The following is a 14,364-nucleotide window of genomic DNA, read 5'->3' on the forward strand; positions in this document are numbered from 1 at the left end:
ATGTATTGTTCAGTTTTTGCCATAAAGGAAATGGTCGGAAACTGAAAATCATATGAACATAACAACAGAAAGGGACTTTATTGTGAATAAGTCTGAATTGATTGAAGCTATTGCTCAGGAAGCCGATTTACCTAAAGCTTCTGCAGCAAAGGCTCTGGACGGTATGATTAGCTCTGTTACTAAAGCACTGAAAAGTGGTGATACTGTAACTTTAGTGGGTTTCGGTACATTTTATGTTGGTGAACGTGCTGCACGTGCCGGACGTAACCCGAAAACTGGCGAGCCATTGCAAATCAAAGCAGCCAAAACTCCTAAGTTCCGTGCAGGTAAAGCACTGAAAGATGCTCTTTGATTTGAATTCTGTAATCAAGCTGGGCGGGATATTTTCCCGCCTTTTTTATTGTTTGTCGCTTTTGTGCATTAATTCTTTAATCAACATGGTTTAGCTTAATAAAAAAAGTTACAATATCGTTCTGTCTGTTTTAAATAAAGTTAACTGAATCTCATGTTTCATATTGTAGAAAAATATAAAACCCCGGCTCAGATTATTCTAGGCGCGATTTGTCTAAGTTTTGTATTTGCAGGTGGCTATTCACTGGCTGTTCCCGGTTCTGATTATGTCAGCAAAGTAGGTGACATAAAAATTAAAATAAACGACGTCAATGATTTTCAGCGGCGTCTACAGAACGCATCTGGTAATCCGGTAAGTAAACAGCTTGCTTATGAAACACTGCGTGATCAGGCTTATATTCAGCAGGCTGCTAATGATATGAATATTAATGTTTCTATCAGCCAGATAAAACAGGTGATTGCATCTGATCCGAGTTTTCAGGAAAACGGAAAATTTGTAGAAGCCAAATATCGTGCATTTTTACAACAGTCAGGAATGACAGAAGAAGCTCTAATAGACGGTATGCGTAAACAGTACGCTATGCAGACTATGCTGAATCTTATGAAAGCCGGTAATTTGGTAAGTGACGTACAGGCCAGACAAATGATTAATCTGTTGCAATCTGCACGTCAGGTTCAAACAATTACCTTTCCTGCAGCAAATTTTGTCAGTCAGGTAGCTGTTGATGACAGCAAGCTAAAAGCTTATTACGAAGCGAATAAAAAACGTTATTATCTGCCGCAGGCTGTGAAATATGAATTTGTACAATTGTCTGCTGCAGAGCTGGGCGCTAAGGAAACAGTCAGTGAAGCTGAGCTGCAGGAAGCATATAATCAGATTCCGACTTCCGCATCAGCTCCGAAACCCTCATTGGAAAGTGTAAAAGCACGATTAACTCAAGAGATTCAGATTCGTAAGGGTGCAGCTGTTGTTGCGAAAATGAAAGAAACTGTCAGTGATTTGGCATTTAATAACCCAAAAACATTACAGCCGATTAATGATAAGCTCGGTTTACAAATTCACAAGGTAGATCAGGGTTGGGTAACACGCGATATGGCCAATGCCAATCGGATGCCTAAAGCGTTGCAAGATGTTTTATTTGGAAATGATGTACTGGTAAAACGATATAATTCTGAACCAGTTGATTTGGGTAACGGAACATATAGGGTGGTACGTGCACTGGATGTACGTAAAGAACATCAGGCATCTTTTGCAGAGATTAAAGCTCAGATACAACAAGACTACATTGCCGAGGAAGCCAAAAAGCTGGCGACAGCATCAGCTAAGCAGGCTCTGGAAAATTTAAATAAAGGTGACATTTCCAGTCTGTCATGGTCACCAAGTACAGATCTTACACCACAACAAGCTGTAGCGATGATGTCTAAGGATGATTTCCAGCTTTGGATTAAAGCCAAACCCGCAAACAATAAACCGGCATATATTTTACTTACCGATCAGCAAAATCCAGTATTGGTTAAAATTAATGCAATTAAACCACCTCAGGATATGGGTAATGTTTTGCCACAGGCTAAGCAAATTATCAGTGAAAATCTGGCACAGAACCTTGCTATTGCTAATCTGCAATGGTTAAAAAATCGCTATAAAGTGAAGCAGGGTGTACAAAAGCTGGATACGGCTGACGAATAATAAAATGATTATTGACCTTATAAATTTTATAAGGTCAATATTTTTTACAGACATATATTGTCTTGTATTCAATAAGTTTAGATTTTCCGTTTGCAGTTGAAGGATTTTTGAGTTGTATACCAGTTATCATGCCATTACAGGTGAAATTCTATTTACCCGTGAAAATCTGACCAGAGCTGAATTCGATTTACAGTATCAGCAGCTGTCCAGTAAACAACGTAATTTTGCCTGTGAAAATGTGCAAACACGTACTCATTATCTTTTAGAGTTTGCTCAGCGACTGGAACAAGCACAAACCGAACTGGCCTATCAGATTTGTATTGAAGTAGGACGCTGTTTACGTGAGTGTGAAGCAGAAATCAGTAAATCTATTGCTCTGATTCGTTATTATGCGCATTTAGCGCCCGAGCTGCTTGCCCATAAAACTATTGCCACGCAGGCAAGCCTGAGTCAGGTTCGTTTTGAGCCTTTAGGAACAGTATTGGCAGTAATGCCATGGAATTATCCGGTATGGCAGATTTTGCGCTTTGCTATTCCTGCTTTATGTGCCGGAAATGCCTGTCTGGTAAAACCGGCACCTTCTGTAGGCAAAATCAGCCAGATGCTGTTTGAATTGATAGGGGATGATTTACCTTTACAACTTGTCTGGCTCAGTAATGATGATATTGAATATGCTATTGCTCAAACGCAGGCACTGGCTTTCACCGGTTCAACCCAAACCGGGCGATATCTGGCAGCACTGGCCGGCCGCCATTTACGCAAATGTGTTATGGAGCTGGGCGGAAGCAATGCCTTCATTGTATTAAAGGATGCGGATATTGAGCAGGCTGCTGCAGATGCTTGTTATTCACGCTTTCGCGATGCCGGTCAGTCATGTAATGCAGCCAAACGTCTGATTATAAATAATGACATTGCTGATGAATTTCTGGCTGTTTTTATGCAATACTGCCGGAAACTGCAAATGGGAGAGCCATGGCTGCCGTCCACAACTTTGGCACCACTGCATCGCAATGATTTACGTTCATTGGTTCATGCACAGGTTCAGGATGCACTTACCCAGGGTGCGCAATGCTTACTTGGCGGTAATATCCCGGAAAATGTACAAGGCTGGTTTTATCCGGCTACTATTCTGGATAAAGTCAATCCGGATTGTCGTGTATATTATGAAGAAGTATTCGGACCAGTAGCTATTATTCTGCGAGCCAGTGATAATCATCATGCATTAACGCTGGCTAATGATAATCCTTTTGGTCTGGGAGCCAGTATTTATATGCAGAACACTTCACAGGCATGGAAATTCGCAGAACATTTAAATGTAGGTAGTGTATTTATTAACCGACATACGAGTAGTGATTTACGCCTGCCTTTTGGCGGAGTAAAAGATTCCGGATTCGGACGCGAATTGTCAGAATTTGGTATTTATGAGTTTGTTAATGTGAAAACCTACTGGCAAAAATAATTGATACATTCATATAATCAATCATTTATTTGAAAAAGAATGTAATATCTATAGATATAATTTTTATTGCATAAAATAATGATTCTACTTAGTAAAAAGGGACAGAAACTATGTATGTAGCCAGACGCTTTTACTGGTTCGTACTCGCCATAATACTATTTTTGATTGTAATAACAGTTGTATGGCAGATAAAGTCCCAAGCGCATAAAGCTGTCAATACAGATATAAACCAGCAGGTTGTGAATAAGCAGCCAAAGGTTCAATATCATCAGAATTCTCACCAATCAAAAAACGATCAGGTTAATGAACAGATTCTTTCTGAACCTGAAAAAAACAAATATGATGCTGAATATGCTTTGCCAATAGATCAGTTACAACAGTTAATTCCGGCTATGAAAGAAGGCGTATTACAGTTATCGTATCTGGATGGTAAAAAGAAACTACAAGGCAACTATAAAAATGGTAAACCAATCGGACGATGGCATAGCTGGTATCCAAATGGCCGGCTTGCGATTGAAATAAGCTGGAAAAACGGTTTACCGAATGGCAAAACACGCAGCTGGTATGAAAATGGTCATAAACGCGGAGAAATTTATTTTGTTAACGGAAAAGCAGAAGGGCGCTGGCAGCGCTGGTACGTTAATGGGCAGATAAAACAGGACATGATTGTTCATCAAGGCGTTGTAAAAACGATGACCACGTGGGATAACAGCGGACATCTGATCTCTGATGTAGCAATTATAGATAATAAAGTCAGCGGTGTTGTTCTAACCTGGTATGATTCAGGTGCCAAAAAAAGTGAATCTGTATTTGAAAAGAATGAACTAGTACGTAAAACCGAATGGGATGAAGACGGACTAATTGTTGACCTTGATGATAATTAATAATATATATTATTTAAAATAAATATCTTTATGTGATGCACAGCGTGGGTTAAAAGCAGCCTGACAAAACGGACACTGATATTGCTGATACTGTTTATAGGTTAAGAGGGTTTTGCAATTTCCACACATAACCGGTTGGCTATTTTCTGTTGTCATGGCTACAAATGTATGATCACACATCAAATCATGGCATTTAAAGCAGGCATAGTATTGTTTACACTGGGCACATTGAAGGGCAGCGATATCATTTTCATTATGATAGTGTACACAGCGACCGCAAGAATCGGTTTGAATTCCTAAAATCATTGTTTTCAACTTTTCAGATAATATTCATTATAGCTGAACATAACTGTTTTTGAAGATAACGGTCTTTATATATCGAACGGATTAAAAATTTTATTTTATAAAAAAACCGAATCCCGTTTCAGGATTCGGTTTTATGAATACATGATATGAAAAGTTACATACGTTCAATCAGAGCTTTACCAAAATCTGAGCAGGAGACTTCTTTTGCACCTTCCATCATACGGGCAAAATCATAGGTGACAATTTTGTCGGCAATGGCTTTTTCAATTGAGGTAATAACCAAATCTGCAGCTTCTTTCCAGCCTAAATGACGTAACATCATTTCGGCAGACAGAATAATAGATCCCGGATTAACTTTATCCTGACCAGCATATTTAGGTGCAGTACCATGTGTTGCTTCAAATACGGCATATTCATCAGAGATATTGGCTCCCGGAGCAATACCGATACCACCAACCTGAGCGGCCAAAGCATCTGAAATGTAGTCACCATTCAGATTCAGTGTCGTAATCACATCATATTCAGCCGGACGCAGCAAAATCTGCTGCAGGAATGCATCAGCAATACAATCTTTAATGACGATATTTTTACCGGTTTTCGGATTTTTAAATTCGCACCATGGTCCATCACCAATCAAGGTTGCGCCAAATTCATTTTTAGCTACTTCATAAGACCAGTCACGGAATCCGCCTTCGGTGAATTTCATGATGTTACCTTTATGAACAATGGTAACACTGTCTCGGTCATTATCAATTGCATAACGTATAGCTGCGCGGGTCAGGCGTTGTGAACCCTCTTTAGAAACAGGTTTGATACCAATGCTGGATGTTTCAGGGAAGCGGATTTTGGTAACACCCATTTCACCTTGCAGGAAATTGATAATTTTTTTAGCATCTGCTGTTTCTGCAAACCATTCAATACCTGCGTAAATATCTTCAGTGTTCTCACGGAAAATAACCATGTTAACTTTACTAGGATTTTTAAGCGGAGAAGGTACGCCTTTGAAATACTGTACAGGACGCACACACTGATATAAATCCAGTTGCTGACGAATGGCAACATTCAGTGAGCGAATACCGCCGCCTACCGGCGTAGTCATCGGTCCTTTAATTGCTACTTTATATTCTTTAATGGCTTCCAGTGTTTCTTCCGGTAACCATACATTTTCACCATAAACCTTAGTGGCTTTTTCACCGGCATAAACTTCCATCCAGACAATTTTTCTGGAACTGTTATATGCTTTCGCTACTGCTGCATCAATAACGTCTTTCATCACTGGCGTAATATCAACACCAATACCATCCCCTTCAATAAAAGGAATGATTGGATCATTCGGAATAGCTTGGCCAGAAACGATTTTATGACCTTCTGTCGGCACTTTAATGTGACTCATGGTAACTCCTGTGATGTTACTTTTTCTGATAAAGGGCTACTTATTCCCGCTTGCAGCCTGACAGCCTCATTATCCTTTATTTTGTTAACTTAAGCCAGAAAAATGTAGTGCGATGTAGTCGGAAATTGTTTCAGGGCGATATCATCAGAATACATTTTCAGAAGCCCATAAATCAGGCTGATATTCATGCTGATAGAAATGGCTGATACCCAGACCAATCAGTCGGAATTGTTCGCCATTGTCCGGTAATCGTTTGAGTAAATCCTGCCCGGCAGCAATCAAAGCTGCAGCATCAGGTAAAGGAGAAGAGTAGGTCTGCGAACGTGTATGAATCTGAAAATCGGCAGTTTTTAATTTTAAAGTTACACAATTTCCCTGCAACTGTTTCTGCTGCATTGTTTCTACCAATGTTTGTGCCAGGTCAGGCAGATGGCGGGCGATTTCAATCAGATTTTCATTTTTGATAAGTGTAATTTCCGTAGATATCTGCTGTCGGTTACGTTCAGGAGTAACTTCGCGGTCATCACGCCCCTGAGCTAGATCAAACAGCCGGTACCCCCAGCGACCAAAATAATGCACTAAAACAGATAAATTTACCTGACTTAAATCTCCGACTGTTTTCCAGCCTAAAGCATTCATTTTCTGCTCTGTTACTTTACCGACTCCGGGAATTTTACCTAATGGTAATTTCTGCAAAAAATTCATCACTTGCGAAGGTGCAATAACAAACTGACCGTTTGGCTTGCGCCAGTCAGAAGCAATTTTAGCCAGAAATTTGTTAGGAGCAATACCGGCGGAGGCGGTCAAACCGGTTTCTGACAGAATTGATGCGCGTATTTCACTGGCAATATCCCGGGCATAAGGCAGATTGCCCTGATAATTAGTGACATCGAGATAAGCCTCATCCAAAGATAATGGTTCAATTTGATGTGTATAGCGGCTAAAGATACTGTGAATATGCTGTGATACTGCACGGTATTTATTGAAATCTGGGGTAATATAAATTGCCTGAGGGCATAATCGCTTAGCTGTAGATACAGCCATAGCAGAATGTAATCCATATTTGCGAGCCGCATACGAGGCAGCACAGATTACTGACCTTGGTCCATCCCATGCTACAACAACAGGTTTGTTTTGAAGTTCGGGACGATCACGCAACTCTACTGACGCATAAAAAGCGTCCATATCAATATGAATGATTTTCCGATCCGACATGTTTATACTTTATTATTTACTAATTATGTGGGATCAGACACCAGTAATATAAAAAATAATACTGATGTCCAGACTAATAAAATGACGAATTAATGCAGACTATAACCGTTAAGATACTTAATACGTTCATTAGTCATTAGTGTATCACATTCCAGCCGTATTAGTTCTGCCTGAGCGGGCGAACCAGCTTTAGCCGCTTTTGCCTGACACTGACTGGTTTTCTGGGCTATCCATTTCTGTTCTTCCTGCTGCAAGGTATTACGAACAGTATCGTTCAGATTATGCCATTTCGCATTAATAACACTATTGGCATTGCGGTTATTATCCCGTGCCTGCTGCAACTGATCAGCAGTTATATCATTTTGGATAACATGATTGTTATCAGCCTGATTATTACTCTCTGTTGCTAAGGAATGACCGTTAAGAATATCACTTGCTTTCTGAGCTTCTGGGCTGAGGCGATCTAATGGTAAAACCTGGGCATTGGGATTAGTGATCAGCTTGATAGCATCTGCACGATTGTACATATGCCCGGCAATCATGACTGTATCCTTGATACCATAGGGTAATAGTGCATTACCTAAAACAGTACTTAAGGTTTGAATACCTGTCTGATCAAATTTGCTGGCGGAATTGGTTACAGATGCTGCATTAGCATTTGTTTTGTCTGAAACAGGTGCATATTGGATAGGTTTAGTAAAAACATTATCATGCAGGGTAACTTCATTACCTTGCAACTGCTGATTCAGATGGGCAATAAAATCAGTTTTACCAAATAACAACGGTGCATTTGTCTGAATTTGCTGCCAAATATTAGTTGGAACGGTAATTTTTAGCTCACTGCTGCAAACAGGATTACCATTATTGTCTTTATCCAGCTTGCCATCAGACACGGCTACAGATAATTCATGGCTGGCATTGATTACTTTATCTGCATCTACAAACTGACGGCTGTCATTTTGAGCAAACTGATGAACATTATTATTGATACCTGTCTGCAGGGTTTGCTGAATCTGACTGCGAAGCTGCTCACTATTGCAGCTTAGCTTTGCTTTAGATGCTTCTGAATCATCCCTTGAACAGGCTGCCAAAGAAATAATGCTGATGATGCTGTATACAAGTATGCTTCTTTTCATGATTGTTTCCTATATTGATAATGGATAAAAGACAACTTGATTACAAATAATGCATCTTTATTATGCTGCGTATGTAATTATTAATCATTTGATTTTACTCAAAAATACAAAAAGCCTGAAATATCTCTCAGGCTTTGAAAACAATATGACTGATTTAACGCAAACTATCCAGTATAGAGTAAATCGGGCTTAAAATTGCTTCCCCCAAACGCAGAGAACGCTGGCCGTTCCAGCCAAAATCGTCATCCGGCCATTGATTATTGTCTTTAAATGGCATTTCAAGTGTATAAGCTAAACAATTAAAGGTTTCGCCAATATATGCAGTAGCAATATTCAGATTGGCTTTACCCGGTTCATCTTTTTCATAACCATATTTATCCTGAAAATCCGGACTTGCTACCAGAAAGGCCTGTTTGAACATTTCCTGTAACGAATGCAGCCTGTCATCGAAGGAAGGAATTCCCTCATTACCTGAAAGAAATACATAAGGAATAGATTCATCGCCATGAATATCCAGGAATAAATCCACTCCTGTTTCATGCATTTTTTCACGTACCAGATAAACTTCCGGACTGTTTTGCATGCTGGGCTGTAACCATTCGCGATTGAGATTTGCTCCGGCAGCATTAGTACGCAAATTACCGAGTACGGATCCATCAGGGTTCATATTCGGAACAATATAAAATGTAGCCTGATCCAGCAAAGCACGTGCTGTCGGATCCTGATGATCTAATAATCTGCCTAACAGACCTTCAATAAACCATTCAGCCATCGTTTCGCCAGGATGCTGACGCGCAATCACCCAGATTTTCAAATCGCTGGCAACCTGATTGCCAATTGTCAGCAGATTAATATCACGTCCCTGAATAGTGCTGCCTAAATCTTCTATCTGGCATAAGCCGCTGCTCTGGCTGTCACCTAGTAAATTCAGATGCTGTTCATATGAATAAGGTTCGAAGTAGGCATAGTAAACACTATTGGATAACGGAGTATGAGAAATAGTTAATATGTCGTTTTCGAAAGTTGTAGGAACACGAAACCAATTGATGCGATCATAAGAGCACATTGCCTGATAATCTTCCCAACCTTCCGGGTAAGCGGATTCAGTTGTATTAATGAAGTTCAGGCGAATATTCTGATAGGCAACACCCTGTACACGGAAATAAAACCATTGCCGAAATTCGGCCGCATTGTCTTTAGGTAATTTGAGCTGGATATTAGCCGGATCACTGGCATCGACAATCTCAATATTACCACCATCAAACTGTGTGCTGATTTTTAGCATACAACTACTTTCATTGAAATAAACAACTGAGTTAAAGATATTGTAGTCTTTCTGGCAGTGACTTTCTATGTTTGTCAGACAAAATTTATGGCAGGATAATATAGTATCGCTTTGCTAATAAATAATTTCTGTACCGCTTAAAATTTATTTTATGAGTTTAAAATTTAATTTGAACATTAAAATATCTGCTTAAGGTGTGAATATTTAAAAATCTGTTAATTTATTAGCACTTTGCCCGGAGTGATAAATTTAATGAAAGCTTTTAAGCTCTAATGTTTGAAAATTAAAAGCTTTTCTGAATTATTATAAATTCTTGGGCGCGCTACAGTACATTCCGCTAAAATAAGCAGTTATTTTCTGGTTTTCTGGTATTGATTTACCAGAATGTTGCTGTCTGAATTAATTTGAATTATTGGCTTACATGAACAATATACGCAATTTCTCTATTATCGCCCATATTGACCATGGGAAGTCGACACTGGCTGATCGTTTTATTCAGTATTGTGGCGGTCTTGAAAATCGGGAAATGAGTGCACAGGTACTCGATTCCATGGATATTGAAAAAGAGCGCGGTATTACAATTAAAGCTCAAACTGCAGCTTTACAGTATAAAGCCCGTGACGGGCAGGTTTATCAGCTTAATCTGATTGACACCCCGGGGCATGTGGACTTTTCCTATGAGGTATCCCGTTCTCTTTCTGCCTGTGAAGGTGCATTACTGGTGGTAGATGCATCACAGGGGGTAGAAGCTCAGACCGTAGCCAATTGCTATACAGCTATTGACCTGGGGGTAGAGGTTTTACCCGTTCTAAATAAGATTGATTTACCTTCAGCAGAGCCTGAGCGGGTTATAGAAGAAATAGAAGATATTATCGGAATTGAGGCCATTGATGCTGTACGCTGTTCTGCTAAAAGCGGCATCGGTATTGAGGATGTGCTGGAAGAGATTGTAAAAAAAGTACCGGCACCTAATGGTAAAATTGATGCACCGTTAAAAGCGTTAATCATTGATTCATGGTTCGATAATTACGTTGGCGTAGTAATGCTGATACGCATGGTCGATGGAACGGTACGTCTGAAAGATAAAGTTCGTTTCATGGCCACAGGAGCCGAAACACAGGTAGAACAACTGGGTATATTTACACCTAAATCTGTGCAGAAGCAGGAATTAAAAGCCGGTGATGTAGGCTTTTTAATTACCGGTGTCAAAGAGCTTGGTTCGGCTAAAGTAGGTGATACGATTACCCTGGCGCGGGAGCCGGCCAGCGAACCTTTACCCGGTTTTAAAGAAGTGCAGCCGCAGGTGTTTGCCGGTTTATATCCTGTTGAGAGTCACGATTACGATGCATTACGTGAAGCTCTGGAAAAATTACAGCTCAATGATGCTGCACTGAAATTTGAACCGGAAGTTTCACAGGCACTAGGATTTGGTTTTCGCTGTGGTTTTCTTGGTCTGCTGCATCTGGAAATTGTCCAGGAAAGGCTTGAACGAGAATTTAATATGGATCTGATTACCACTGCACCAACGGTGGTATATGAAATACTGATGAAAAGCGGAGAACGCTTAGAGATTGAAAATCCGTCTAAATTACCTGATATTGGTACACTTGAAGCAATTTATGAGCCTATTATCACGGCAACTATATTATTGCCGCAGGAATATGTCGGTGCGGTAATGACATTGTGTAATCAGAAACGCGGTGTTCAGAGAAATATGCAATACATGGGCCGGCAGGTAATGCTGACTTATGAAATGCCAATGAATGAAGTTGTGATGGATTTCTTTGATAAGCTGAAATCGACTTCACGCGGCTATGCTTCGCTTGATTATGAATTTCTCGAATTCAGGGCTGCAGATCTGGTTAAACTGGATATTCTGGTTAACAGTGAAAAAGTCGATGCGCTCAGTCTGATTGTTCACCGCAGTAATTCTGTTCATCGCGGCAGAGAGCTGGTAGCTAAAATGCGTGAGCTGATTCCGAGACAAATGTTTGATATTGCGGTTCAGGCGGCAATCGGCGGTAAAATTATTGCGCGTGAAAATGTAAAAGCTCTGCGCAAAAATGTGCTGGCCAAATGTTATGGCGGCGATATTACCCGTAAGAAAAAATTATTGGAAAAACAAAAAGCCGGTAAAAAACGTATGAAACAGGTGGGTAATGTAGAAATTCCGCAATCTGCATTTCTGGCGATTTTACAGGTTGGAGATTAATAAATGTCAAACACGATGATTATAGGCGCAGCAATCCTTCTGGTGCTGGGAATAGTTCTATTTTTGAAAAGCTCGAAAAAGCGTGAAGAAAATGGGGAATGGAGCGGAGCATTACAATGGGGGTATTTGCTGATTCTGGTTGGTGCATTTGGTGTATTGTCATACAAAATGAGTTTTACCGCAGTTTTGCTGATTTTTGTATTGTTTACCGGAATAGCCTGGATTATTCATCGTGGCCAGAAGAAAAAAAATCCGGGGCATATAGATAATAATCACTTTACTGATTACATGAGTGGTTTTTTTCCGATTATTCTGGTGGTATTTATTCTGCGCACTTTCTTAGCTGAGCCTTTTCAGATTCCATCCAGTTCTATGCGTCCGGGGCTGATTACCGGTGATTTTATTCTGGTGAATAAATTTACTTACGGTATCCGTTTACCAATTCTGAATAACGTACTTATTCCGGTAAACAAAGTAGAGCGTGGTGATGTAATTGTATTTAATTACCCCCGAGATACACGTATAAATTATATTAAACGGGTAATCGGTTTGCCGGGTGATGTTATTACATACAAGGATAAAATTCTGTCAATCAACGGTAAAGTAATCACTGATACTGATGAGCAGAAAATTTATAATTATTCCGAACAGGTTCCTCAGTTTGGAAATATAAATATGCAGGCTCAGCAAGTAACCGAGCAGCTTGGCAATAAATCGATTCAGATACTGAAAATGCCTCAGCAACCCCCAGTTATTCTGCAAGCAGTACATACTGATTTTCCATATCGGGAATTGTGTAACTATGAGACTGATGGCAGTGGGTTTAGTTGTACCGTTCCTGCAGGAAAATACTTTATGATGGGTGACAATCGTGACAATAGTGAAGATAGCCGTTATTGGGGATTTGTAGATGATAAGCTTGTTGTAGGTAAAGCCTTTCTGGTATGGCTGAATATGGGTGATATGAAACGAATCGGTACGAAGATTCAGTAATATCTGATACCGGGCGCAAGATTTTTCTTGCGCTTTGTTTATTTAATTATGGTTATTCATTATCAAAGACGGTTAAATGAGAAAAACTGATGTACGCCATGAAAATGCTTTGAAATATGTACAACAAAAGCTTGGCTATCAATTTAAGCAGTCTGATTTATTGCTGCAGGCTTTAACTCACCGCAGTTACAGTGCGTTACACAATGAACGTTTTGAATTTGTTGGTGATTCGATTTTAAATTATTCTGTAGCTAAAATGCTGTTTAATGCATTTCCGCGCCTGACAGAGGGTGAACTTTCACGAATGCGGGCGAATCTGGTTAATCAGGAAACGCTGGCTCAGATTGCAGCTGAACTAAAAATCGGAGATGCTTTATTGCTGGGTACTGGTGAGTTAAAAAGCGGTGGCTTCCGGCGGCCTTCTATATTGGCCGATGCTATGGAAGCATTATTTGCCGCAGTGAGCTTTGACGCAGATTTTAATACTGCTGAGACTGTCGTAAGACATTTATACGCAGACCGCATCCGTAATATTAATCCTCAGAATAGTGGAAAAGATGCAAAAACACGTCTGCAGGAAGCCTTACAGGCACGACATATGCCATTGCCAAAATATCGGATTGTAGATCAGATTGGTGATGTTCATGATTTACAATTTGTAGTGCAATGTGATTTAGGAGAAACCGGCTTTCAGACTGAAGCAGCCGGACACAGCCGGCGTGAAGCAGAACAACAAACCGCACAAACAGCTCTTGTTTGGTTAGAAAAGCAGTTTCCGGCAGCTAAACCTAGAAAAAAATAAATAAGTTACAATATATTGAAGGTGGCATATTGTTATTACTTATTGTCTTACAATAAAGGGGAAATAATGGGAAAAACAAAGTCAATTTCTGAAATACTGAATGAATTACCCGAGTGTGTTAGCCTGATTGCGGATAAACCGGACTATCTTGATTGTCAGCAAAAAGAAATCGGTAAAAATATTACAGCTTTTGAAGCATATAAAATGATGACTTCACGTCAGCCTGAATGGCTAAGGATATTATTTAAAATCAGAGATAATATAGTTAGACCTGCTGGCATCCGTACTATAGAGGGATTTACTTATCTGGATGAGGAGAGGATTCAATCCGGTGAAACAAATTCAGCACATTTCTTTACTATTACTGAAAATACTGCAGATAAACTTACTTTAGAGATTAAAGATTCTCATTTAGATGTTTGTCTTTGCCTGCGTATTACTGATAATACCCAGCAGCCGGATAAAAAAATGCTTTATCTGATCGCTTCAGTAAAAAATCATAATTTCTGGGGACGGTTATATATGATGCCAGTTAGTAAACTTCATCCGTTTATTGTAAATAAACTTTTTGAAAATATTGTTTAATCACTCTGAGGTCTTTCGTTACTTAGTATTCATAAAGTATTTGTTCAGTAAGAATG

General features: G+C 39.7%; 13 protein-coding genes. 8 read left to right on the forward strand and 5 right to left on the reverse strand.

The window, feature by feature from the left end:
* The first annotated feature begins 82 nt into the window (after positions 1-82).
* The 4 genes from H3U82_RS03545 (at position 83) to H3U82_RS03560 (ending at position 4,381) form a co-directional block, all read left to right on the forward strand.
* Positions 83-352, forward strand: coding sequence for an HU family DNA-binding protein (locus tag H3U82_RS03545; protein ID WP_025330749.1), 270 nt, complete (start codon positions 83-85; stop codon positions 350-352).
* A gap of 153 nt (positions 353-505) precedes the next feature.
* Positions 506-2,038: a peptidylprolyl isomerase gene (locus H3U82_RS03550; protein WP_198209242.1), complete on the forward strand. Its 1,533-nt coding sequence runs from the start codon at positions 506-508 to the stop codon at positions 2,036-2,038.
* Positions 2,039-2,150: 112 nt separating this feature from the next.
* On the forward strand, positions 2,151-3,497 hold the full coding sequence (locus tag H3U82_RS03555) for an aldehyde dehydrogenase family protein (protein WP_198209244.1): 1,347 nt from the start codon (positions 2,151-2,153) through the stop codon (positions 3,495-3,497).
* A 110-nt stretch (positions 3,498-3,607) separates the two neighbouring features.
* On the forward strand, positions 3,608-4,381 hold the full coding sequence (locus H3U82_RS03560; protein WP_198209246.1) for a toxin-antitoxin system YwqK family antitoxin: 774 nt from the start codon (positions 3,608-3,610) through the stop codon (positions 4,379-4,381).
* 9 nt (positions 4,382-4,390) lie between these two features.
* Here the strand turns inward: H3U82_RS03560 and H3U82_RS03565 are convergent, their stop codons facing one another.
* From H3U82_RS03565 to H3U82_RS03585, 5 genes are all read right to left on the reverse strand, one after another.
* Positions 4,391-4,687 (reverse strand): CHY zinc finger protein, encoded by a 297-nt coding sequence (locus tag H3U82_RS03565; protein ID WP_198209248.1) that lies wholly within the window; start codon positions 4,685-4,687, stop codon positions 4,391-4,393.
* A 154-nt stretch (positions 4,688-4,841) separates the two neighbouring features.
* Positions 4,842-6,080: an NADP-dependent isocitrate dehydrogenase gene (gene icd / locus H3U82_RS03570; RefSeq protein WP_198209250.1), complete on the reverse strand. Its 1,239-nt coding sequence runs from the start codon at positions 6,078-6,080 to the stop codon at positions 4,842-4,844.
* A 144-nt stretch (positions 6,081-6,224) separates the two neighbouring features.
* Complete coding sequence (dinB, locus tag H3U82_RS03575) at positions 6,225-7,295, reverse strand: DNA polymerase IV (RefSeq protein WP_198209252.1); 1,071 nt, start codon at positions 7,293-7,295, stop codon at positions 6,225-6,227.
* A gap of 89 nt (positions 7,296-7,384) precedes the next feature.
* Positions 7,385-8,431 (reverse strand): lysozyme inhibitor LprI family protein, encoded by a 1,047-nt coding sequence (locus H3U82_RS03580; protein WP_198209253.1) that lies wholly within the window; start codon positions 8,429-8,431, stop codon positions 7,385-7,387.
* A 154-nt stretch (positions 8,432-8,585) separates the two neighbouring features.
* Positions 8,586-9,716: a M14-type cytosolic carboxypeptidase gene (locus tag H3U82_RS03585; protein WP_037476313.1), complete on the reverse strand. Its 1,131-nt coding sequence runs from the start codon at positions 9,714-9,716 to the stop codon at positions 8,586-8,588.
* 421 nt (positions 9,717-10,137) lie between these two features.
* Between H3U82_RS03585 and lepA the strand changes: the two genes are divergently transcribed.
* From lepA to H3U82_RS03605, 4 genes are all read left to right on the forward strand, one after another.
* Positions 10,138-11,928 carry a translation elongation factor 4 gene (lepA, locus tag H3U82_RS03590; RefSeq protein ID WP_037476315.1) on the forward strand — a complete coding sequence of 597 codons (1,791 nt, stop codon included), beginning with the start codon at positions 10,138-10,140 and terminating at the stop codon, positions 11,926-11,928.
* Between the two features lie 3 nt (positions 11,929-11,931).
* On the forward strand, positions 11,932-12,921 hold the full coding sequence (gene lepB / locus H3U82_RS03595) for a signal peptidase I (RefSeq protein ID WP_198209254.1): 990 nt from the start codon (positions 11,932-11,934) through the stop codon (positions 12,919-12,921).
* A 76-nt stretch (positions 12,922-12,997) separates the two neighbouring features.
* Positions 12,998-13,723, forward strand: coding sequence for a ribonuclease III (rnc, locus tag H3U82_RS03600; protein ID WP_084585890.1), 726 nt, complete (start codon positions 12,998-13,000; stop codon positions 13,721-13,723).
* A 66-nt stretch (positions 13,724-13,789) separates the two neighbouring features.
* Positions 13,790-14,308, forward strand: a complete 519-nt coding sequence (locus H3U82_RS03605) for a DUF2867 domain-containing protein (RefSeq protein WP_198209255.1) — start codon at positions 13,790-13,792, stop codon at positions 14,306-14,308.
* The last annotated feature ends 56 nt before the right edge of the window (positions 14,309-14,364 follow it).

Origin of the sequence: Snodgrassella sp. W8132 (assembly GCF_016100865.1) — a bacterium.
Lineage (GTDB): Bacteria > Pseudomonadota > Gammaproteobacteria > Burkholderiales > Neisseriaceae > Snodgrassella > Snodgrassella alvi.